The 21110-nt window shown below is 69.6% G+C and carries 18 protein-coding genes and 1 tRNA gene; 6 read left to right on the plus strand and 13 right to left on the minus strand.

The genetic code is table 11. The features are described 5' to 3' along the window. Positions 1-7: 7 nt before the first annotated feature. The 10 genes from GGQ93_RS03325 to GGQ93_RS03370 all read right to left on the minus strand — a co-directional run bounded on the left by GGQ93_RS03325 (position 8) and on the right by GGQ93_RS03370 (position 13466). Positions 8-646 carry an EF-hand domain-containing protein gene (locus tag GGQ93_RS03325; RefSeq protein ID WP_152950981.1) on the minus strand — a complete coding sequence of 213 codons (639 nt, stop codon included), beginning with the start codon at positions 644-646 and terminating at the stop codon, positions 8-10. Positions 647-694: 48 nt separating this feature from the next. Beyond that, positions 695-3619 (minus strand): bifunctional [glutamine synthetase] adenylyltransferase/[glutamine synthetase]-adenylyl-L-tyrosine phosphorylase, encoded by a 2925-nt coding sequence (locus GGQ93_RS03330; protein WP_183215109.1) that lies wholly within the window; start codon positions 3617-3619, stop codon positions 695-697. 148 nt (positions 3620-3767) lie between these two features. Further along, entirely contained in the window at positions 3768-5171 is a 1404-nt protein-coding gene (locus GGQ93_RS03335; protein WP_183215110.1) for a sensor histidine kinase, read from the minus strand. 151 nt (positions 5172-5322) lie between these two features. After that, positions 5323-5994 (minus strand): response regulator transcription factor, encoded by a 672-nt coding sequence (locus GGQ93_RS03340; protein WP_182714964.1) that lies wholly within the window; start codon positions 5992-5994, stop codon positions 5323-5325. Positions 5995-6495: 501 nt separating this feature from the next. Further along, the gene (locus tag GGQ93_RS03345) at positions 6496-8031 is read right to left on the minus strand and encodes a trypsin-like peptidase domain-containing protein (protein WP_152950984.1); all 1536 of its coding nucleotides are present in this window, start codon (positions 8029-8031) and stop codon (positions 6496-6498) included. Between the two features lie 76 nt (positions 8032-8107). Further along, positions 8108-8638 carry a cytochrome c-type biogenesis protein gene (locus tag GGQ93_RS03350; protein ID WP_183215111.1) on the minus strand — a complete coding sequence of 177 codons (531 nt, stop codon included), beginning with the start codon at positions 8636-8638 and terminating at the stop codon, positions 8108-8110. Then, on the minus strand, positions 8635-10623 hold the full coding sequence (locus GGQ93_RS03355; protein WP_183215112.1) for a heme lyase CcmF/NrfE family subunit: 1989 nt from the start codon (positions 10621-10623) through the stop codon (positions 8635-8637). Before GGQ93_RS03355 ends, GGQ93_RS03350 begins: the two co-directional genes overlap by 4 nt. Next, entirely contained in the window at positions 10620-11162 is a 543-nt protein-coding gene (ccmE, locus tag GGQ93_RS03360; protein WP_183215113.1) for a cytochrome c maturation protein CcmE, read from the minus strand. Before ccmE ends, GGQ93_RS03355 begins: the two co-directional genes overlap by 4 nt. A 70-nt stretch (positions 11163-11232) precedes the next feature. Next, positions 11233-12033, minus strand: coding sequence for a c-type cytochrome biogenesis protein CcmI (ccmI, locus tag GGQ93_RS03365; RefSeq protein WP_224764301.1), 801 nt, complete (start codon positions 12031-12033; stop codon positions 11233-11235). Positions 12034-12068: 35 nt separating this feature from the next. Beyond that, positions 12069-13466, minus strand: coding sequence for a hypothetical protein (locus tag GGQ93_RS03370; protein WP_183215115.1), 1398 nt, complete (start codon positions 13464-13466; stop codon positions 12069-12071). A gap of 145 nt (positions 13467-13611) precedes the next feature. Here GGQ93_RS03370 and GGQ93_RS03375 point away from each other — a divergent pair, with 145 nt between their 5' ends. Genes GGQ93_RS03375 through GGQ93_RS16385 form a run of 3 tightly spaced genes read left to right on the plus strand, consistent with a single transcriptional unit; the run spans position 13612 to position 16436 of the window. After that, a complete protein-coding gene (locus GGQ93_RS03375; RefSeq protein WP_183215116.1) occupies positions 13612-14544 on the plus strand; it encodes an ABC transporter ATP-binding protein in 933 nt (310 codons plus the stop codon). Then, positions 14544-15311, plus strand: coding sequence for an ABC transporter permease (locus GGQ93_RS03380; protein ID WP_183215117.1), 768 nt, complete (start codon positions 14544-14546; stop codon positions 15309-15311). The genes GGQ93_RS03375 and GGQ93_RS03380 overlap by 1 nt, the downstream gene beginning before the upstream one ends. 54 nt (positions 15312-15365) lie before the next feature. Further along, entirely contained in the window at positions 15366-16436 is a 1071-nt protein-coding gene (locus GGQ93_RS16385) for a hypothetical protein (RefSeq protein ID WP_183215118.1), read from the plus strand. Between the two features lie 50 nt (positions 16437-16486). On the opposite strand, the gene GGQ93_RS03390 is transcribed toward GGQ93_RS16385, so the two are convergent. Genes GGQ93_RS03390 through tsaD form a run of 3 tightly spaced genes read right to left on the minus strand, consistent with a single transcriptional unit; the run spans position 16487 to position 19081 of the window. Beyond that, on the minus strand, positions 16487-16861 hold the full coding sequence (locus tag GGQ93_RS03390; RefSeq protein ID WP_183215119.1) for a Rieske (2Fe-2S) protein: 375 nt from the start codon (positions 16859-16861) through the stop codon (positions 16487-16489). Then, entirely contained in the window at positions 16854-17852 is a 999-nt protein-coding gene (locus GGQ93_RS03395; protein ID WP_183215271.1) for an NAD(P)H-dependent glycerol-3-phosphate dehydrogenase, read from the minus strand. The genes GGQ93_RS03390 and GGQ93_RS03395 overlap by 8 nt, the downstream gene beginning before the upstream one ends. A gap of 26 nt (positions 17853-17878) precedes the next feature. Next, on the minus strand, positions 17879-19081 hold the full coding sequence (gene tsaD / locus GGQ93_RS03400; RefSeq protein WP_224764397.1) for a tRNA (adenosine(37)-N6)-threonylcarbamoyltransferase complex transferase subunit TsaD: 1203 nt from the start codon (positions 19079-19081) through the stop codon (positions 17879-17881). On the opposite strand from tsaD, the gene hemC reads away from it, so the two are divergent. From hemC to GGQ93_RS03415, 3 genes are all read left to right on the plus strand, one after another. After that, positions 19080-20033: a hydroxymethylbilane synthase gene (hemC, locus tag GGQ93_RS03405; protein ID WP_183215120.1), complete on the plus strand. Its 954-nt coding sequence runs from the start codon at positions 19080-19082 to the stop codon at positions 20031-20033. The genes tsaD and hemC overlap by 2 nt on opposite strands. After that, complete coding sequence (locus GGQ93_RS03410; RefSeq protein WP_183215121.1) at positions 20030-20764, plus strand: uroporphyrinogen-III synthase; 735 nt, start codon at positions 20030-20032, stop codon at positions 20762-20764. Before hemC ends, GGQ93_RS03410 begins: the two co-directional genes overlap by 4 nt. A 41-nt stretch (positions 20765-20805) precedes the next feature. Beyond that, positions 20806-20881: transfer RNA gene (locus tag GGQ93_RS03415), tRNA-Thr, on the plus strand. Positions 20882-21110 lie beyond the last annotated feature (229 nt).

Here is a 21110-nt window from a genome sequence, read left to right on the forward strand (position 1 = left end):
ACTGTTCTTACGCCGAACCGGCCGGCGGGGAAGCCGGTTGTTGCGCGGAGCGGGCCTGACGCCGTTCGGCGCGGTGGGCCTGGGCGGCCGCACGGCGCTCCTCGGGGGTGACGACGCCGTCGTGATCGGCGTCCATCGTGTCGAACCGTTCGCCCAGTTTGGCGGCGACGTCCGAAATCGTCACCGGACCGGCCTGGCGATGGGCGCCGTCCTTGCCGCGACGAGGTCCGTCGCCGCGACCCGCCCGTTCGCGACGACCGCCGGCCTCGCCGCGCGCCGCGCGGGCGGCCTCGAACTCGGCGCGGCTGACCGCGCCGTCGCCGTTCGCATCCAGCTTGGCGAAGCGCGAATCCGCGTGCCGGGCGCGCCGGGCCTGAACGGCGGCCTCGCGCTCGGCGACGCTGACCACGCCGTCACGGTCGGCGTCCAAGGCGGTCAGACGCGCGATGTGCTGATCCACGAATTCGGCCCGCGTCACCGGACCGGCGCGACGGGCTTCACCGCGTCGATGATGGGGGCGGTCGGCTTGGGGTCCCGAATGCGCCGCCGTCGGCGCAGGACCTGGGGGCGGCGTCTGGGCCGTGGCGGCGCCGGCCAGGCCCGCCAAGGCGATGACGCCGAGGCCGGTCAGCAAGGTTGTTCTCATCTCGATCTTCTCCTGGGCCGTGGCAAGCACGGCCTTTTCGTCGCCCCGTCAGGAGGTTGAACGCGGGTCCGGCGATTCTCCGTCGCGACCGGCCGGAACCGCCTGCTCGAAGGCCCGACGCGCTTGGGCGCGCAGGTCCGTCAGCCGGGTCTTCAGGCCCTCGAAGTCGGGCGCCCCCGCCGCCTCGGCCAGCCGCTGCTGAAAGACCGCCGGCTCGGCCTCGGGATCGACCCGGCCTTCGAAGGCGGCCGCCAGGAGCTGGGCCAGTCGCTGCTGGATGCGCCAGGCCTCGGCCAGGATCGGGTCTTGCCCGAGGGCCTGAAGCGTCGACAGGGTCAAGGGCTCGCCCGCCGCCGCAGCCTGAAGCTGGCGGTACTGGGCGGCGAACTCGGCGTCCACCTGGCCGCCCGGCGAGAGCTTCAGATCCCAGAAGCCGTGCGGACGGCGTTCCCGATCCATCAGGGCGCGCATCCGGCGCACATCCGCCGCCACGTTGACGCCCGGCCGGGGCCGCCGCAGCGCCGCCTCGATCCCCGCCGACACCCGCTCGGCGAAGGCCGGGTCGCTGGCCCAGACCACGCGCGCGCGGGTCAGGACCATGAACTCCCAGGTCTCGGCCTCGGCGGCGTAATAGTCGTCGAAGGCGGACAGCCGCACCGAGACCGGGCCCTTGGACCCGGTGGGCCGCAACCGCATGTCCACCTCATACAGGCCGCCCTCGGCCGTATGGGCCGAAAGGGCCGCGATCAGCCTCTGGGTGAAGCGGGCGTAGAAGACGTCGGCGGTCCAGCCCTTGGCCTCGGACACGGCCTCGGGCGGGGCGTCGTAGAGGGTCATCAGGTCCAGGTCCGACCCGGCCGTCATCTCGCGCGACCCGGCCTTGCCCAGGGCCACCACGGCGACCGCGCCGGGAAAGGCGCCGCCCAGCCGTTCCGCCTCGACCAGGGCGGCAGGGGCCAGGATACGCATGGCGGCGTCGGCCAGATCGGCATAGGCCCGGCCGGCGGCCTCGGCCCCCGCGCGGCCGGTCATGGCGTGCAGGCCGATGCGGAACATCTGTTCGCGGTGCAGGCGCCGCACGGCGTTCATCGCCCCTTCGAAATCCTCCGCCTCTCCCGCCTCGCGCAGCATCTGTTCGCCCAGGCCGGTGTCGTCGGACAGGTCGGCCAGGAAGCGGGCGTCCAGAATCCCGTCCAGGGCCGCAGGCTGACGGCCCAGGGTGCGGGCCAGGCGCGGCGCGAAGGCCATGACCCCCAGCACCATTTCGAACAATTTGGGCTGGTTCAGGAACAGGGCCTGAACCTGAACCCCGGCGGCCAGGCCCGAAAAGAAGACGGCGAACCGGCGAAAGGCCTCGTCCGGCGCGCCCGTGCGCGCCAGGGCCTCCAGCAGGCGCGGCGCCAGGCGGGTGAACAGTTCGCGGCCCCGCTCGGTCCGGGTCGCGGGAATGCGGCCGTGGTGCCAGGACCGGATGGTGTCGGCGACCGAGGCCGCCTCGGAAAACCCCATGCGGCCCAGGGTCAGAAGGGTCTCTGGATCGTTCTCCACCCCGGTGAAGACCAGGCTGCCGTAGCTGGAATCCAGGTCTTCCCCGCCTTCGAACAGCTCGCCGTAGCGGGCGTTGACCCGCCCCAGCAGCGCTTCGACATGGGCGTCGAAGGCGGCCAGATCGGCCCAGCCGGCCAGGGCGGCGACGGCGGCGCGCGCCTGGGGGCTCTCGGGCAGGCGGTGGGTCTGTTCGTCGTCCAGCATCTGGACCCGGTGTTCCAGCCCGCGCAGTTCGACATAGGCGGCCGACATCTCCTCGGCGACCGCGGTCTGAATATGGTCGGCCTCGGCCAAGGCGGTCAGGGCGGCCAGGGTGCGCGGCGCCCTCAGGTCCGGGTCGCGTCCCGCCAGGATCAGCTGCTGGGTCTGGGCGTAGAATTCGATCTCGCGGATGCCGCCCCGACCCAGTTTCAGATTGGCGCCGGCGGCCTGAAGCCCCTCGCCCGTCTTGTGGACGTGGATCTGTTTCTTGATCGACTGGATGTCCAGAACGGCGGCGTAGTCCAGGCTGCGACGCCAGACGAAGGGCCGCAGGGCCTTGACGAAACGGGCGGCCGCGCGGGGATCGCCCAGCACGGGCCGGGCCTTGATGAAGGCCGCCCGTTCCCAGTTCTGGCCGACGCTCTCGTAATAGGCCAGGGCCATCGGGGCGGCGACGACCGGCGGGGTCGAGGACGGATCGGGCCGCAGCCGCAGGTCGACGCGGAAGACATAGCCGTCGGCGGTGCGTTCGCTCAGCAGGCCGGCGATCCCCTTGCCGACGCGATTGGCGAAGTCCTGCATCTCCTCGCCCTCGCGCAGGGCCAGCCCCATCAGGCGCGGCTCGAAAAAGAGGGAGATGTCGATGTCGGACGAATAGTTCAGCTCGTGCGCGCCATGTTTGCCCATGGCCAGGCCGAACAGGCCGGGGACGGGGCCGCGCGGATCGTCGGGCGGCGAGACCAGCCGCCCCCTCGCCCGCTGCTCGGCGGCGACGGCGCGCAGGGCGGCGCGGCAGACGGCGTCGGCGAAGCCGGACAGGGCGCCGGTCACCTGATCCAGGTCCCAGACCCCGCCGAGGTCAGCCAGGGCCGTCAGCAGGTGCAGATCGGCCTTCAGCACCCGCAGAGGCGCGCGGACCTCATCGGGTTCGGCGTTCAGGGCGTCGGTGTCGGCGAGGATGCGGATCAGGCCCGAGGTCGGATTGGTCTCCAGCAGGCGGCGCAGATGGGCGGGGCGACGCCGCATCAGGCCGGCGAGATAGGGCGAGGCCCCCGCCACGGACGCCAGGGCCGGCCAGGCCGCGTCCAGAGTGTCGGCCCAGCCCTCGGATGCGGCGGCCTCGAACAGGGTTTCGTGCAGGCGTTCGGCGGCGGCGGGGTCGGCGACGGGACCGGCGGGGACGAGGCTATGCGCCAACGGAACTGAGGTTTTGGTTTCGGGCATCAAATCATCCGCTCATCCCGGCGAAAGCCGGGACCCAGTGCTTTCGCTCGGCAATGCGTTGGACCACGATCCAAGACACACTCACAAGCCTGAACGCCCAAAGAACTGGGTCCCGGCTTTCGCCGGGATGAGCGGAAATGAGGGGAGATCAGGTCGAGGCCGTGGCCGGCGGCAGAACCAGGGCCACGCGAAGACCCGGCCCGTAACCTTCATAGGCGCCGGGGCCTTCATCCAGCACCACCCGACCGCCGTGCGCCTCGGCCACAGCCGTGACCAGGGACAGGCCCAGACCCGAGCCCGGTTCGGTGCGGCTGTTGTCCAACCGCACGAAACGCTGGACCACCCGCTCACGGTCCTCCTCCGGCACGCCGGGGCCGGTGTCGGTGACCGAATATTCGATCTCGCCGGACGACCGCCGCCGCGCCCGCAGCTTCACCGCCCCGCCGGAGGGCGTGTATTTGATGGCGTTGTCGATCAGATTGGCCAGGGCCTGGGCCAGGAAGGGCTGGTTGCCCTCGATCATCAGGCCGGTCTCGATCTCGGCCGAGAAGTCGATGTCCTTGTCCTCGGCCGCCGGTTCGTACAGTTCGGCCATGTCGGCGGCCAGGGCGGCGGCGTCCATCCGCTGGGGGTCCGGCGCCCCGCCCGATTGCAGCCGGGCGATGGCGAGCACGGTGTTGAAGGTCTTCAGCAGATGGTCCGCCTCGTCCAGGGCCACGCCCAGGGCGTCTACCCCGTCGATCTGGCCCGCCTCGGCGTCGATCAGCGCCACCTCCAGCTTGGCCCGCATCCGCGTCAGGGGCGAGCGCAAGTCGTGGGCGATGGCGTCGCCGGCGTGGCGGATGGAGGCCATGGACGCCTCCAGCCGATCCAGCATCAGGTTCAGCCCCTGGCTGAGTTCGTCAAGCTCGTCGCCGGAATGGCGGATCGGGGCGCGGACCTTCAGATCCCCCTCCTGCACGGCTGAGACGACCCGGTTCAGCCCGGCCATGGCGCTTTCGACCCGGCGGCTGATGTAGAGGCCGCCCGCAAGGCCCAGCAGGATGACCAGGCCCATGGCGCCCCACAGGGCCTGGGTCAGGCGGGCCAGATAGTCCTCGACGTCGCCGATGTCGGCCCCGACGAACAGATGTTCGCCGCCCGCCAGCCGGGTGTCGATGCCGATCGACTGGCGCCGCCGCACCCGGCCGTCTGCGTCGGTGTCGGTCAGGCGGAAGGGCTCCCAGTCGCCGGTGTCGATCCCCTCGGGCACGTCGGAGATGTTGGCGGTGATGATCTTTCCGTCCGACCCCTTCAGCACATACAGATAGGGGCCGGCGCGGATGGCGCGCTCGACCAGGGCCTGGTTCAGGGCGTCCAGGCCCCGGGTGCGATAGACGGCGGTCAGGGCCGCCCGCTCAGCCTCCACCTCCGCCTGGGCGCGACCTTGGGCCTCCGAGGCCGAGGCGAAATAGACATAGGCCAGGATCGCCCCCGCCGCCGCCACGAACAGGGCCAGGAACAGCAGCGTCAGGCGAAAGGGCGTGCGGCGAAGGAGGGAGGGAAGGCGCATGGGGCTTGTTAGTGGCGAGTGACGCGTGGCGAGTGGCGAGCAAGCGCAGGGACAGACAGAGGCTTCCGCGGGGCCTGACCATAAACCGCCGCTCGGTCGCCAGCCTCAATCATTCTCGCCACTCGCCACTAACCACGCGCCACTCCGAACGTCACGCCTCCAACCGATACCCCGCCCCACGCACGGTCTGGAGCATGGCGCGCTCGAAACCCTTGTCGATCTTGGAGCGCAGGCGGCTGATGTGGACGTCGATGACATTGGTCTGGGGGTCGAAATGGTATTCCCAGACCTTTTCCAGCAGCATGGTGCGCGTCACCGACTGGCCGGCGTGGCGCATCAGGAACTCCAGCAGCTGGAACTCGCGCGGTTGGAGGTCGATCTCTGTGGTTCCGCGATGAACCGTGCGGGCGATCAGATTCATCTCCAGATCGCCGACCTTCAGCACGGTCTGGACCCCGCCGGTCTCGCGGCGCCGCGCCAGGGCCTCGACCCGCGCGATCAGCTCGGCGAAGGCGTAGGGCTTGACCAGATAGTCGTCGGCGCCGGCCTTCAGGCCGGTGACCCGGTCCTCGACTTCGCCCAGGGCCGACAGGAAGAGGACCGGAGTCTGGTCCCCGCCCTTCCTGACCGTCTCGACCATGCCGACGCCGTCGAGACGCGGCATCATCCGGTCGACCACATAGACGTCATAGCCGCCCTTTTGCGACTCCAGCAGGCCGAAGGCGCCGTCCACGGCATGGGTCACCTCATGGCCGGCCTCGGTCAGGCCGCGCACCATGGCCGTCGCCGCCTCGGCGTCGTCCTCGACCACCAGAATCCGCATCGAAACCCCTCCCGGAATCAAAATCGCCGCCGATGGTAGCGCATCGGCGGCGATTCAGTGAGTTAAGGCTTGGTCAGATTACCGATCAGTTCTTGGACAGTTCGATCTTCGGGCGGGAAGCTCGACGCAGCCATCTCCTCGGTCAACAAAAATTGACGAAGCGGAATACAGTTTCAAGTTGACGACTGAACGACTAAAACGCGAACCAACTGGGCGCCACTTGGCATTCAACCTGGGAGATCAAACGTGAAGAGAACACTGATTGCTCTAAGCTTGTTGTCGTCAGCCATAGGTTCGTCCGCCCTCGCATCACCGACAGCTCCGTCTCACCAACCCACCTCCGTGCGGACGGTTATGGTCTGCATAACCAATCACTACCCAGATGGGGCACCGTTTTTAGATTGCCAGATCGTATATTTATACGACGACGAGATCATTCAAGCGTGATTTCTAAAAGTGAACAGCCCGCCATCAGAAAATGATGGCGGGCTGTTTCGTGCTCTATTTTTTGAAAGTCAGCACATAGGGTACGTTGCCCTGACCCCGAACCCAGATCAGGAGATAAGCTCCGGATCGGCCAGACGCTTTCACCGAAGCTACGGCGTCTCGGAAGTCGTCCACGGTTCTTACGGGCGTATTCTGAACCTGCTGGATCACGACCCCTTGCCCAAGGCGGGCATCGACACCGGTTTCAACACCCATAATCGCCAAACCTTCGACGGAGGCCGGCGCGCCCAGACGTTGGCGCAGGGCTGGAGTGAGAGGAGTCAAGTTTAGACCTTCGACTGTGGCCGAAGCTCCCGAAGGATCGTTCGGAGCGGCTCCGCCTTGGCCGAGGCCGTTTTCGCTGTTCAGTTCCGTCTCAGAAGGGCGGGTACCGGATCGTGCCGTGATCGTTTGTCGGCGACCGTCACGCAGCACCTCCATCCGAAGCGTGTCTCCCGGCTTAGCCGCGCCAACTAAGCGCGTCAGCTTCGTCGATGAATCAATCACCTCGCCATTCAGCGAGACGACAAGATCGCTGAACCTGAGGCCAGCCTTGTCGGCCGGACCTTCAGGGGTGACCTCAGCAACGAGGGCGCCCTTCTGGTCGGCTTTCAGCCCCAAAGCACCCAACTCCTCGGTGGTTGGCGTACTGATTTTCACGCCGAGATAGCCTCTCTCAATCACCTCCCCACGCATCAAGCGCGACGTGATCTGCTTAGCGATTTCCGCCGGAATCGCGAAGCCTATGCCGACTGACGAGCCAGTTGGAGACAGAATGACGGAGTTGACACCAATAACGCGACCGTAGACATCAAAGGTCGGCCCGCCCGAGTTCCCGCGATTGATGGCGGCGTCGATCTGCAGAAAATCGGTGTATGCTGAAGAGGCATCCGGCAAGCTGCGGGCTTTCGCAGAGACAATCCCCGCCGTCGCCGTGCCGCCCAGCCCGAAGGGGTTGCCCACAGCGATCACCCAGTCGCCCACGCGGGGTTCGGCCGTTTCTTCAAAGCTGACGTATTTGAAGTTGTCGCCATCGACCTTGATCACGGCCAGATCGGTGGCCTCATCGCGCCCCACCAGACGCGCGGGCAGTTCGCGGCCGTCCGACATCTTGACCTTGATCTCGGTGGCGTCGGCGACGACGTGGTTGTTGGTGACGATGAAACCGTCCTGCGAGATGAAGAAGCCCGAACCGGCGCCCTGGGTGGTGCGGGGTTCGGCGTCTTCGCCGTCGCTGCGGCCCTGGGGCGGGACGAACTGGAACGGCAGGCCGGGGATTTGGAAGGCGCCGCCCTGGGGCTGATCCACCTTGACCGTCACGTCGATCTGGACGACGGCCGGGGCGACCTGGTCGAAGATGTCAGCAAAGCTGTTGGGCGCGCCGGGCGGAGGCGAGAAGCGGTCGCCGTTGGCGGGGACGGGGGTGATCCGGTTGACGGCCTGGGGGTCGGCGTGGGCGCCGGGCCAGGTGACGATCCCGCCCGCCGTCGCTCCCGCCGCCAGGGTCAGGCCGGCCAAGGCCCCGAGAATGAACTCTTTGCGCTTCAGCATATTGTTCTTGCGATCCTCTGTCGGGGCCGCGCCCCGTCTCGCTCTTGATATAGGCCGAACGGGCGTTACGCCAATTTCAGCGTTCGATGGTTGATCCCGACAAGCGCCCGTCGTGAGGCGAGGTTGCGTCCAGATCGCGGCGAAGCGTCTCATTTGCGAGAACTTCGTCCAGCCGACGCTCCTCCTCAGGCGAAAGGGGCGCGACCTCCGTCGGGCGCCGGCGCGCGCGCAGGATCAGCGTCCCCCCCGCCAGCAGGACGAGGACGAAGGGGCCGAACCACAACAGCCAGGTTCCGGCCCGCACCGGCGGGGTGAACAGGACATAGTCGCCGAACCGCCGGACCAGATCCTGACGCACGGCCTGATCGGAGGCGCCGGCGGCGATCTGTTCGCGGATCAGCCGGCGCATGTCGCCGGCGACGCCCGCCGGACTGTCGGCGATGGCCTCGTGCTGGCAGACGACGCAGCGGACGTCCTTGAACAGAGCCTGGGCGCGGGCTTCCTGGGCCGGGTCGCTCAAGGGGCGGTCGGGGGCGGCGGCGGGCTCGGCCGCCGTCAGCATCAGGGCCAGGACCGGCGCGGCCAGCAGAATCTTGAGCCGCCTCACGCCGGCCTCCGCCGTCGCGCGCCGACGCCCAGCCGCAGCCGGCGATCCAGCAGGGACAAAAGCCCCCCAAAGGCCATGATCATCGGCCCGAGGAAGATCAGCCGCGCCCAGGGATTCCAGTACAGTCGGACGACCCAGGCAGGAGCCTCAGGCGTTCCTGCCCGCTCGCCCATCACCACATAGACGTCGTCCAGACCCCGGAAATCCAGACCGACCTCGGTCGTGGTCTGGCCGCCCGCGGGAAAGAAGCGGCGCTCGGCCGTGACGGTCTTCGCCCGGCCCCGGTCGTTGGAGGGCCGCACGGTCAGCCGGCCCTGTTCGGCCAGATAGTTGGGGCCTTCGACCACCCGCACCTGATCCAGGGTGACGGTCCAGGGGCCGGCGGAAACGCTTTGGCCCAAGGTCAGGGCGCGGGCCGCCTCGGCCTTGAAGCCGGTCTCGACCACCGCCCCCAGGATGAAGACGCCCAGGCCCAGATGGGCCAGGCTCATGCCCCAGGCGCCGAGCGGCAGGCGCTTGAGGCGACGCAGGGTCTCGGCAGTCGAGGCGCGAAACAGCCGCGTCCGTTCGGCGACCTCGACCAAGGCGCCCAGGATCAGCCAGGCGCCCAGACCGATCCCGGCGGCGGCCAGAGCCTTCTTCGGCGACCACAGGGCGTAGGCGGCGAGGGCGCAGACCAGGGCCAGACCCGCCGCGACCGCCAGCCTCTGCATCGCCCCAGGCAGGTCGCCGCGCTTCCAGGCCAGCAGAGGCCCGGCAGGCAGGATCAGGAAGGCGACCGTCATCAGCGGAACGAAGGTGGCGGCGAAATAGGGCGGGCCGACCGAGATGGTCGCGCCGGACGCCGCCTCCAGGATCAGGGGATAGAGGGTGCCCAAAAGCACGGTCGCCGCCGCCGCCGTCAGGAACAGATTGTTCAGCACCAGGGCGCCTTCGCGGCTTATGGGTGCGAACATTCCGCCGCCCTTCAGCTGGGGCGCGCGCCAGGCGAACAGGGCGAAGGCGGCGCCGGCCGTGAGGCCCAGGATGGCCAGCAGCATCATCCCGCGCTGGGGATCAACGGCGAAGGCGTGGACGCTGGTCAGGACGCCCGATCGCACCAGGAAGGCGCCCAGCATTGAGAAGCTGAAGGCCAGAAGCGCCAGAAAGACGGTCCATCCCGCCAGGGCCCCGCGCCGCTCGGTGACCACCGCGCTGTGCAACAGGGCCGCGCCCGCCAGCCAGGGCATGAAGCTGGCGTTCTCGACCGGGTCCCAGAACCACCAGCCGCCCCAGCCCAGCTCATAATAGGCCCAGAAGGAGCCCAGGGTGATGCCGACCGTCAGAAAGGCCCAACTGGCCAGGGCCCAGGGGCGCACCCACCGGCCCCAGGCGGGCCAGAAGGCGGTCTGAGCCCGCCCTTCGATCAGGGCCGCCACGGCCAGGGAGAAACAGACCGAAAATCCGACATAGCCCGCATAGAGCAGCGGCGGATGGACGGCCAGGGCCGGGTCCTGAAGCAAGGGGTTCAGCGAGGCGCCCTGAAACGGCGCGGGATCCAGGCGCACAAAGGGGCTGGAGGTGAAGACGGCGAAGGCCAGGAACAGCGAGCCCAGAGCGCCTTGGGTCGCCACGGCCGAGGCCTTCAGCCCGAACGGCAGGCCGCGCGCGCGGGCCAGGACGGCGCCGAAGACCGTCAGGACCAGGCACCACAGCAAGAGCGATCCCTCGTGACTGCCCCAGGCGCCGGCGACCTTGTACAGCATCGGCTTGTCGGTGTGGCTGTTGGCCGCGACGTTGGAGACCGAGAAGTCCGAGATGACGAAGGCGTAGATCAGGGCCGCAAAGGCCAGGGCCGTCGCCGCTGCGGCGCCGATCGCCGCCCCTTCAGCCGCCCCGGCCAGCACGGGGCTGCGCCGGGCCCGCCCCGCCGCCGACAGCACGGTCTGAAGCACCGACAGGGCCAGGGCCAGGGCAAGGGCGAAGGCCCCGAACTCGACGATCATAGGCTTTCAGCCTGCGGCCTGCTTGAGCGCGTGGTCTCGGCCGCGCTATCGGCCTGCGGCCTATTTGAGCGCATGGTCTCGGTCGAGGTTTCCGGCCGCCACTCGCCCTTGGCCTTGATCCGGTCGGCGACCTCGCGCGGCATGTAGTTCTCGTCGTGCTTGGCCAGGACCTGGCTGGCGTGGAAGACGCGGTCGGCGCCGAAAGCCCCTTGCGCCACGATCCCCTGCCCTTCGCGGAACAGGTCGGGCAGGTCGCCGTGATACTGGACCTGAGTCGCGGCGATATTGTCGGTGACGGTGAAAACGACGACGCCGTCGCCAGACTTCCGCACGCTGCCGGTCTCGACCAGGCCGCCCAGCCGGATGTTGCGGCCTTCCGGCGCCTTGTCGACCGTAGCCTCGGACGGGGAATAGAAGAAGGTCACGCTGTCCTGCATGGCCCACAGCGACAGGCCGACCGCCAGGGCCAGGATCGGCGCCACGGCGGCGACGACCCACAGGCGACGGCGCGCCTTCGGCGATTTCGGCAGCCAACTCATGACTTAGCGGTCCCGCTCCCCGACGGATTTTTCTTTCCGTCTACAGAGGCCGGCGCCCCGCGCCAACGGCTCATTCCGCCCTCGGCAGGCGGCGTTCCAGATCCTTGCGACGCGGATCGGCCGGATCGAGGGCGGCGATCAGCGGCGTCCACATGGCCCGCGTCACGGCCCCATCCCCCCGACGCAGGGCCGCCTCGCCCAGGAAGAAGCGGGCGCCCAGCTGATCGGGATCGTGTTTCACCGCCTGGCGGAAGGCGGCCTCGGCGTCGGCGCCGATCTGGTCGTCATTGGCCCGCACCAGGCTTTCGCCCAGCCGCGCCCAGGCCTGGGCGTTCTCGGGCTCCCGCTCGATCAGCCGACGAAAGGCCGAGGCTGCGCCCAAGGGGTCGTCGGCGGCGAAACGGGCCGCCCCCAGCATGGCCAGGGCCTGGGGGTCGTTCGGTCGATCCTGGGCCGCGCGCGCCGCCACGGCCGCCAGCTGGGCCGGGTCCAGCGTCTCCAGCCGCGTGGCCCAATCATCGACCCGCCGCTGATAGGCCTGATCCGGCAGGCCCGGCGATCCGGTCAGGCCGTAAAGCCCCAGGGCGGCGGCCGTTGCGGCGGCGATCCCGCCCAGAACCCACAGCCGGTCGCGACGATCGGTCTTGGGCGCTGGCGTCGTCCCTGCCTGCCCGGCCAGCAGACGCCGGGCCGCCTCGGCGCGCGCGGCCGTGTGGGCGGCCTCGTCCAGCAGCCCGCGCGCTTTCAGCCGGTCCAGTTCGGCCAGTTCGCGCGCCCCGATCTCGGCCTGCGTCGCCGGAGTCGGGTCGGCGCCGGAACGCGCGCCGGTCAGCACCAGAAGGGCGGCGCCGGCCGCCGCGAGACCGGTCATTATCCAGAAGGCGATCATCCCCGCCGTCTATCGCATCAGGCGGCGGCGGGCGAGGCCCCTTGGGTCGCCAGAAGCGCCTCGGCGGCGGCGGCGCGACGTCGCACCGCCCGCGCGGCCTCCAGCGCGTCGATCAAGGTCAGGAACCGCGCCGCGACGCCGACCAGACGCAAGGGTCCCTCCGGCTGGGCGACCTGGCCGTCCGCCAGATGATCCAGGGCCTCATTGGCCCAGATGGACAGATAGTCGGTCAGCTCGGTCTTCAAGGCCATCCGATCCGCCTCGCAGCCGAAGACGACGGCGACGCCTCTCAGCCCCCCGACGGCGTTCAGCAGGCCGGCGGCCGCCTCGACCGCCTCGCCCGTCGCGGGCGCGTCCAGCCAGGGCGAGAGTCGCGTCATCCGGCCGCTCAGCCTCTGCCGCTTCATCGGCAGGGCCGCATGGACGGCGGCCGAGGCGGACTTCATCAGGCCGGACATCTGACCCGCCACCTGGATCCGCGCCATCCGGGCGGCCCGGCCCCAGGGCGAGTCCGGCCGCAGTTGCAGACACAGGTCGATCTCGCCCAGCACCCCGGCGCACCAGGCGACCTCCTGAACCACCTCGGCCATGGCGGCCTCGTCCGGGCCGGGCCGGGCGGCGGCGATCCGTGCGACGCGCGTCGTGACCGAGGCCAGCAGACGTTCGACAAAGACGCCCATGTCCGAATGGCTCAGCATCGCCTCCTTATCGGCGAGGCGATTGGTGCGGGTCACGACACGCAGCATCCGTTCGGCGTCGGCGACATGGGCGAAGAGGATGTCGACCATCCGGCGCCCGCCTTCGGGCGAGACGGCAAGACAGTCCTGGATCAACAGACGCAGTCCCGCCGCCTGTTCGTCGTCGGGACGATCGAGCCAGGCAGGCAAACGCGGCGTAGCGGTTCGCGCCAGAGGGGCCAGGTCGAAACAGCCGGCGAGCTCCGCCGGGGTCGGAGCGGGGGCGGCGGCGAGCGACAGGTTCGACACCGGCGCCGGCGGAGACGGATCGGCCCAGACGTCGCCGGGCCGATCCCGCAGCACAGCCGCCGCCCGGGCGCACAGACGATCGGCGACCAGGGTCCAGTCGCCGTGCGACGGACCCGCCCCGTCCAGCAGGCTGAGATAGGGCTCGTCGCCGATCTTGGCCTCGCGCCAGAGACGGGCCAGAACCGGCCGGGGAAAGGTCAGGGCCGCCACCTGGTCGGCGCGCGGCCGGAACAGGGGGATCAGCGGCGCGAACGCCTGATCCCGGCGGGCGCGATCGCGGATTTCCGCCTGAATCAGGATCGCCAGTTCGCCCGCCTTGTCGCCCGGCAGTCCGCCGACAGCCGCCTCCAGCTGCGCCAGACCGTCATCGGGGCAGGCCTGGACGACCGCCTCCAGGGCGGCGCGATGGGCGGCGGACAGGGCAGTCAAGACGGTTCCCTGGGTAAGATTTGAGGCCCGACCCTGCACCAATGTGATTAACAACGGCTTGGCGCCCCTTGAGCCGGTCGCGCGGCGCGCCATATTCCCGCCACCACCACGCCAGGCGCCATTCGCCGCAGGAACGGGAGCGCCCATGCCGGTTATCGAGATACAAGGTCTGACCAAGACCTATCCGTCGGGTCTTCAGGCCCTGAAGCGGGTCGATCTGACCATAGACAGGGGCGAGATCTTCGCCCTGTTGGGGCCGAACGGGGCCGGCAAGACCACCCTGATCTCCATCATCTGCGGCATCGTCAACGCCTCCACCGGGACTGTGGTCGCCGACGGTCACGACATCCGCAAGGATTTCCGCGCCGCTCGGATGAAGATCGGCCTGGTGCCGCAGGAGCTGACCACCGACGCCTTCGAGACGGTGCTGGCCACCGTCACCTTCAGCCGGGGCCTGTTCGGCAGGCCGGGGAACCCCGCCCTGGTCGAACAGATCCTGAAGGACCTGTCGCTGTGGGACAAGCGCGACGCCAAGATCATGACCCTGTCGGGCGGGATGAAGCGGCGGGTGATGATCGCCAAGGCCCTGAGCCACGAGCCGGACATCCTGTTCCTGGACGAACCGACCGCCGGGGTGGACGTGGAACTGCGTCGCGACATGTGGGCCATGGTGCGCAAACTGCGCGAGCGCGGCGTCACCATCATCCTGACCACCCACTATATCGAAGAGGCCGAGGAGATGGCCGACCGGGTGGGGGTGATCCTGAAGGGCGAGCTGATCCTGGTCGAGGAGAAGACCGCCCTGATGAAGAAGCTGGGCAAGAAGACCCTGACCCTGAACCTGGTCGAGCCCCTGACCACCCTGCCCGCCGACCTGGCGGACTGGGACCTGAGGCTGAGCCCAGACGGGGGCGAGCTGGAATACAGTTTCGACGCCAACGCCGAAGATACCGGCGTGCCCGCCCTGATCCGCCGGCTGGACCGGCTGGAGATCGGCTTCAAGGATCTGAACACCCGCCAGAGCTCGTTGGAAGACATCTTCGTCAGCCTGGTCCATCGCGACGGAGAGGCCGCCTGATGACCTTCAACGGATACGGCGTCTGGGCCATCTATCGGTTCGAAATGGCCCGGGCGCTTCGCACCCTGTGGCAGAGCGTGGTCACCCCGGTGATCACCACCGCCCTCTATTTCGTCGTCTTCGGCGGCGCCATCGGCGGTCGGATGCAGGCGGTGGACGGGGTGGCCTACGGCGCCTTCATCGTACCGGGCCTGATCATGCTGAGCCTGTTCACCCAGTCGATCTTCAACGCCTCCTTCGGCATCTACTTCCCGAAATTCACCGGCACCATCTATGAGATCCTGTCCGCGCCGGTGTCGTCGCTGGAGGTGGTGATCGCCTATGTCGGGGCGGCGGCGACCAAGTCGGCGGTGCTGGGGCTGATCATCCTGGCGACGGCGGCCCTTTTCGTGCCGCTTCAGGTGCTGCACCCGGTGATGATGCTGGCCATGCTGGTGCTGATTTCGGTGACCTTCAGCCTGTTCGGCTTCATCATCGGCATCTGGGCCGGTAGTTTCGAACAGCTGAACTTCATCCCCATGCTGATCGTCACGCCCCTGACCTTCCTGGGCGGCTCCTTCTATTCGATCGACATGCTGCCCGAGGGCTGGCGGACCGTGGCCCTGTTCAATCCGGTGGTCTATCTGATCTCAGGGTTTCGCTGGACCTTCTACGGCGCGGGCGACGTGGCGATCGGGATCAGCGTGGCCGCGACCCTGGGCTTTTTCGCCCTGTGCCTTGGGGTGGTCATGTGGATGTTCAAGACCGGCTATCGGCTGAAGGCCTAGACTTCCAAGTCCAGGCGTCACGAAACCGGCCAGATCGCCAGCGATTAGAGCAACATGTCCGACGATAAGAAGACCGTTTCCGATCCAGCGCCCCAGCCGTCCCCTGGCGAACCCTTCGTCCGCAAGGCGGTCACCTGGGGTCGGATGCCTGTGACGACCTTTCACGTCGGCCCGGTGCCCGTCGCGCCCAATCCGCTGGACCGGATTCCGGATCGGCCGCCGCTGAAGACGCCGTTGACTACTGCGCCCGAGGGGCGAGCGCAAGGTCGGCAAGGTCAGGCGTCCGGCCTGCTTCAGGGCGGCCTACAGCCGCAGCGCCCCGCGCCCGCGCCGCGTCCGAGAGCCGGCGCGAGCATTCTGGCCGGTTCGTTGATCCCTCAGGCCCGTCCCGCCCCGGCTGCGCCCCCGACGCCCGCCCCGACGCCCGCCCCGGCGGATTCGACGCTTCGCCCGCTGCCCGCCGCGCCCCAGCCTCTTCCGGAGCCTGCGCCGTCCGCTCTGGAAAGGCCGCCTGCCCAGGCGACGCGGCCCGAGACGGACGCCGCCGCCCCCCCTGTCGGCGCTCCTGTCGACGCCGCCCAGATTCCCGAGATCACGCCGACCACTCCCGTTGCACGTCGAGCAGAGAAGGCGCCGTCGCGTCTGCCGCTCTATGTCGGGGCTGGACTGGTCGTCGCCGCCTTGCTGGGCGGCGGACTGTGGTTCGCCCTGCGTCCCGCCCCCGCCCCTGCTCCCGCCGCCCCGCCGACAGTCCCGGCCGCCGCAGCGCCCATCCAGGCTGAAACCGCTCCGGCGCCCTCGGTGGCGGCGGTCGAGGCGGAAGCGGCCGCTGCCGAACCAGCGCCTGAGCCCGCTTCTACATCAGCGCCCGCGCCGGCCGAGACCGCGCCGACACCCCCCGCGCCGGCCGCTCGCCCGACGACGCCTCCAGCCGCGACCGCGTCCCGCCCGACCCAGAGCCAGACCCAGACGCCCGCGACGACTCCGGCGCCCAGCCAAACGGCGCCGGCCGTCCAACCCCCGGCGGTGGTCATCGTGCCGCAGACGCCGCCCCCAACGGCCGCGCGCCCCACCCAGACCGATCCCGACGCCCCGATCGTCACCCGGCCCCAGCCGCTCGACTGAGATTTCGATCTCGTCTCCTCTCCAGTTCGCGGGGAGGAGACGACGGCGGCTCACGCCGTGCGGATGATCCCGCCGCTCGCCGCCACCGGCCAGGGCGTCAGCCGCCCGCCGGCGCAGGGGCCGCCGCGGCATTCGCCGGTCAGGGGCTCGAACACCGCCCCGTGCCAGCCGCACAGGATCAGGTTTCCATCAGGCGTCAGATAGCGGTCCAGTTCGACCGCGATGGGAAAACCTGCGTGGGGACAGCGGTCGACCCAGCCTGCGACGACCCCGTCCTTTCGCACCACGAAGCCGTGGAAGAAGGCCTCGCCGATCTGAAGCACGAAGCCGCGCGCCCCGGGATCGGCGATGTCGGCCTCGGCGCACAGGGCGACGCCGGGCGGCGTCTTCCAGACCCGTTTGCGTTCGGTCTCGCCTTCAGACACGCTCGGCCTTCAGCGGGCGCGACAACAGGCCGTCGATCAGGCCGTCCACAGTGATCTCGCCCGCCAAGAGGGCCGCGATGCCCTCGGCGATCGGCGTCTCCACCCCCAAGCGGGCGGCCAGGGCGCGGACGGCCGGGGCGCTCTCATAGCCTTCCGCCACCGACCGCTTGCCCGCCAGGGCCTGTTCCACCGTCTGGCCCTGTCCCAGGGCCAAGCCCAGGCTCATATTGCGCGACTGAGGGCTGGAGCAGGTCAGGACCAGATCGCCCAGGCCGCACAGGCCCGCCACCGTCTCGGCCTGGCCGCCCATGGCGACGGCGAGCCGGGTCATTTCCGCAAAGCCGCGCGTGATCAGGGCGGCGTGGGCGCTGCGTCCCAGCTGACGCCCTTCGGAGACGCCGCAGGCGATGGCGAGGACGTTCTTCAACGCCCCGCCCGCCTCGGCCCCGATCAGGTCGGTGGCCAGATAGGGCCGAAAGCCCGGCGCCGACAGGGTGCTCAGCAGGGCCTGACCCAGGGCCTGATCGGCGCAGGCCAGGGTGACGGCGGTCGGCAGGCCGCGCGCCACCTCGCCCGCGAAACTGGGGCCGGACAGGACGGCGGCCGGGGCGTCCGGCAGGGTCTCGGCCAGAACCTCGGTCATCAGCTTCATCGTGCCCCGCTCGACCCCCTTGGAGCAGAGCACCACCGGCACGCCGGGGCGGTGATGGGGCGCGAAGGCCGTCAGGGTCGCGCGCATATGCTGGGCCGGCGGCACGGCCAGGATCAGGTCGCAGTCGCCCAAGTCGGCCAGATCAGCGGTGAATTTGAGCCCCTCGGCCAAGGGCACGCCCGGCAGATACAGGTCGTTGGCGCGCGTCGTTCTCAAGGTCTCGACCAGCTGGGGCTCACGCGCCTGAAGCGTCGTATCCAGTCCGGCGCGGACGCAGACCTGGGCCAGGGCGGTGCCCCAGGCGCCGGCGCCGATGACCCCTGCGGTGCGGAATTCCATGCGCCCTCCCGAGGCGTTCTCGTTCGTCATGCCTTTGCGCCCTTGCGGCCGGGCTTGTGCGAAGGATCGGCCAGGGCGCGCGCTTCGTCCAGCGGCCATCGCGGCCGGGCGACCACGTCGATGTCGCTGGTCAGCCCGAGCGCCAGCCGTTCGGCCCCCGCCAGGGCGATCATGGCCGCATTGTCGGTGCAATAGGCCAGAGGCGGCGCCAGGAAGTCGAAACCGTGTTTCGCCGCCGTCGCCTGCAAGGTGGCGCGAATGGTCTTGTTGGCGGCCACGCCGCCAGCGACGACAAAGAGGCGATGATCGTGGGTCTCGGCATAGGCGGCCAGAGCCCGTTCGGACCGGTCGGCCAGCTGCCGGGCGATGGCGGTCTGGACCGCGTCGGCCAGATCGGCCTTGTCCTGGTCGGTTTCGCAGGTCTGGGCGATGCGGAAGGCGGCCGTCTTCAGACCCGAGAAGGAGAAGTCGCAGTCCTTGCGTCCCAAGAGGGCGCGCGGCAGGTCGATCTTCGATCCGTCGCCCTGCTGCGCCAACCGTTCCAGCGCCGGCCCGCCCGGATAGCCCAGGCCCAGGGCCTTGGCGATCTTGTCGAAGGCCTCGCCCGCCGCATCGTCTATGGTGGCGCCGATCCGGCTCATGTCGCCGACGCCCCGCACCTCCAGAATCTGGCAATGACCGCCGGAGACCAGCAAGAGCAGGAAGGGATAGGCGACCTCCTGCCCCAGACGGGCCGAGACCGCGTGGCCTTCGAGATGGTTGACCGCCACCAGGGGCAGACCGCGCGCCAGGGCCGCCGCCTTGCCGAAGCTGAGGCCGACCATGACGCCGCCGACCAGGCCCGGTCCGGCGGTCGCGGCGATCCCGTCCAAGCCGTCATAGCCCAGGCCGGATTCGGCCATGGCGCGACGCGTGACCTCGGCGATCATCTCCACATGGCTGCGGGCGGCGATTTCAGGGACGACGCCGCCATAGGCCGCATGATCGTCGATCTGGCTGTGAACGACCGAGGACAGCACCTCGGCCCGGCCGCCCCGTTCGGACGGGTGCAGGCGCACCACCGAGGCGGCGGTTTCGTCGCAGCTGGTCTCCAGACCCAGCACCGTCAGGGCTTTACCGGAACGAGGGGGGACATCCCGTCCAGTTGCCGCTGCGGCGCCGCTGCTATAGTCGGCGGAACTCTCCATCGGATCGAGGTAGCGATCCGGCGTCCGGTAAGCAACGCTCATGACCCTTCCCCTCCGCATCGGCACCCGGCGCTCCAAACTGGCCCTGGCCCAGTCGGGCATGATGCAGCGCGCCATCGGCCGGGCACTGGGCATAGCCGAGGCCGAGATCGAAACGGCCGTGCCCCTGGTCGAGATCGTCACCACCGGCGACCGCGTCCAGGACCGCCGCCTGATGGAGCTGGGCGGCAAGGCCCTGTTTACTAAGGAGATCGAGGAAGCCCTGCTGGACGGCCGGATCGACATCGCCATCCATTCGATGAAGGACGTCCCGGCCGAACAGCCCGAGGGCCTGTGCATCGCCGCCATTCCGGAACGCGAGGACGCGCGCGACGCCTTCATCAGCCGTGACTTCGACAGTTTCGACGCCCTGCCCTTCGGCGCCCGTCTGGGCACCGCCAGCCTGCGCCGTCAGGCCCAGGCCCTGGCCCTGCGCCCCGACCTGAAAGTCGAGATGCTGCGGGGCAATATCGACACCCGGCTGCGCCGCGCCGCCGAGGGCGATTTCGACGCCATTCTGCTGGCCGTCTCGGGCATGACCCGGCTGGGGGTGACCGAACACATCCGCGAAAAGCTGCCGCTGGACGCCTTTCTGCCCGCGCCGGGCCAGGGCGCCCTGGCCATTCAGACCCGCGCCGAGGATATCGACGCGCCTTGGGTCGCCGCCCTGAACCACGCCCCGACCGCCGTCGCCGTCGCGGCCGAGCGCGGGGCGATGACGGCGCTGGAAGGCTCCTGCCGGACGGCGGTGGGCGCCTACGCCGTGATTGACGGCGACACCCTGCGGCTGACCACGGAAATGCTCAGCCCCGACGGCTCGGCCCGCTGGCGCCGCGCCGGCGAACTGTTCCAGCCGACCGAGGCCGACGCGCGCGCCCTGGGCGAAAAGCTGGGGGCCGAGGTCCACGCCTTCGCCGGCGATCAGGAGGTCGATCCGGCGAGCCTGGACGGATGACCGTCTCCCCCCGCCCGGCCCCGGCCAAGCCTCGCGTCTGGATCACCCGGGCCGAGCCGGGGGCGTCGCGCACCGCCGCCCGACTGCGCGACTTGGGATGCGAGCCCCTGATCCAGCCGCTGCTGGCGGTGGAGCCCCTGACCCCGCCCCTGCCCGATCTGGACCGCTTCGCCGCCCTGGCCTTCACCAGCGCCAACGGGGTGGCGGCCTTCGCCGCCCTGACGCCGCGCCGCGACCGACCGGTCTTCGCCGTCGGCGAGGCCACGGCCGGGGCTGCGCGCGAGGCCGGATTCGTCGCGGTTCGCTCGGCCGACGGCGATCTGACCGATCTCGCCCGATTGATCGCCGCCGAACTGAGCGAGGTCGTCCTGCTGGCGCCCCTGGCCGAAACCCCCGCAGGCAATTTAGCCGCCGCGCTCGACGCGGCGCAGGCCCGCAACGTCGCGGTCCAGCCCTTGACCGTCTATCGCACGGCCTGGGCCGCTCGTGTCGATCCACCCGCTTTTGACGCGGTCCTGGTCCATTCCCCACGCGCCGCTCAGGCCCTGGCGGCCTGGGCGGCGTCCTCACCGGCTCGCCTGGCCGGGGTGGTCTGCGCCTGCATCTCCGCCGCCGCAGCCGCCCCCCTGACCCCGCTCGGCCTGACCACTGCTGTGTCCGAACGGCCGAACGAGACGACATTGTTGAAGACCTTGAAAGCGGCGCTTGGCAAGCGCGACGCGCCCGTATAAAGAGCGCCTCTCGCACGGGCCGTTTCCGCCCGCGCGACCGGGCCGCTTTAGCTCAGCCGGTAGAGCACCTCATTCGTAATGAGGGGGTCAGGTGTTCGAGTCACCTAAGCGGCACCACTTTTTCCCAGTTGCCCTGAGACGATCGTGCCTCGGCGAAAGCCGCGCTGAATTAGGGATGTTAGGCAGGATTTTATTAGGTCGCGGCCGTTATGGGGGGCGCCTTCAGGGATGCGGCCGTCCCACCTTGACGCGGGCCGCAGGAAGGCGCGTGATTTCGGCATGTTGTTCAACGATGGACATTGAGTCGCGCGGCGATCGGCGGAGCCGCTTTCATCCCTGAGTAGCC

Source organism: Brevundimonas aurantiaca (assembly GCF_014199955.1).
GTDB lineage: Bacteria > Pseudomonadota > Alphaproteobacteria > Caulobacterales > Caulobacteraceae > Brevundimonas > Brevundimonas aurantiaca.

Coding starts and splice junctions, on each gene's coding strand:
- GGQ93_RS03325 (WP_152950981.1), bottom strand. CDS start 646: ATGAGAACAACCTTGCTGACCGGCCTCGGCGTCATCGCCTTGGCGGGC.
- GGQ93_RS03330 (WP_183215109.1), bottom strand. CDS start 3,619: ATGCCCGAAACCAAAACCTCAGTTCCGTTGGCGCATAGCCTCGTCCCC.
- GGQ93_RS03335 (WP_183215110.1), bottom strand. CDS start 5,171: ATGCGCCTTCCCTCCCTCCTTCGCCGCACGCCCTTTCGCCTGACGCTG.
- GGQ93_RS03340 (WP_182714964.1), bottom strand. CDS start 5,994: ATGCGGATTCTGGTGGTCGAGGACGACGCCGAGGCGGCGACGGCCATG.
- GGQ93_RS03345 (WP_152950984.1), bottom strand. CDS start 8,031: ATGCTGAAGCGCAAAGAGTTCATTCTCGGGGCCTTGGCCGGCCTGACC.
- GGQ93_RS03355 (WP_183215112.1), bottom strand. CDS start 10,623: ATGATCGTCGAGTTCGGGGCCTTCGCCCTTGCCCTGGCCCTGGCCCTG.
- ccmE (WP_183215113.1), bottom strand. CDS start 11,162: ATGAGTTGGCTGCCGAAATCGCCGAAGGCGCGCCGTCGCCTGTGGGTC.
- ccmI (WP_224764301.1), bottom strand. CDS start 12,033: ATGACCGGTCTCGCGGCGGCCGGCGCCGCCCTTCTGGTGCTGACCGGC.
- GGQ93_RS03375 (WP_183215116.1), top strand. CDS start 13,612: ATGCCGGTTATCGAGATACAAGGTCTGACCAAGACCTATCCGTCGGGT.
- GGQ93_RS03380 (WP_183215117.1), top strand. CDS start 14,544: ATGACCTTCAACGGATACGGCGTCTGGGCCATCTATCGGTTCGAAATG.
- GGQ93_RS16385 (WP_183215118.1), top strand. CDS start 15,366: ATGTCCGACGATAAGAAGACCGTTTCCGATCCAGCGCCCCAGCCGTCC.
- GGQ93_RS03395 (WP_183215271.1), bottom strand. CDS start 17,852: ATGGAATTCCGCACCGCAGGGGTCATCGGCGCCGGCGCCTGGGGCACC.
- hemC (WP_183215120.1), top strand. CDS start 19,080: ATGACCCTTCCCCTCCGCATCGGCACCCGGCGCTCCAAACTGGCCCTG.
- tsaD (WP_224764397.1), bottom strand. CDS start 19,081: ATGAGCGTTGCTTACCGGACGCCGGATCGCTACCTCGATCCGATGGAG.
- GGQ93_RS03410 (WP_183215121.1), top strand. CDS start 20,030: ATGACCGTCTCCCCCCGCCCGGCCCCGGCCAAGCCTCGCGTCTGGATC.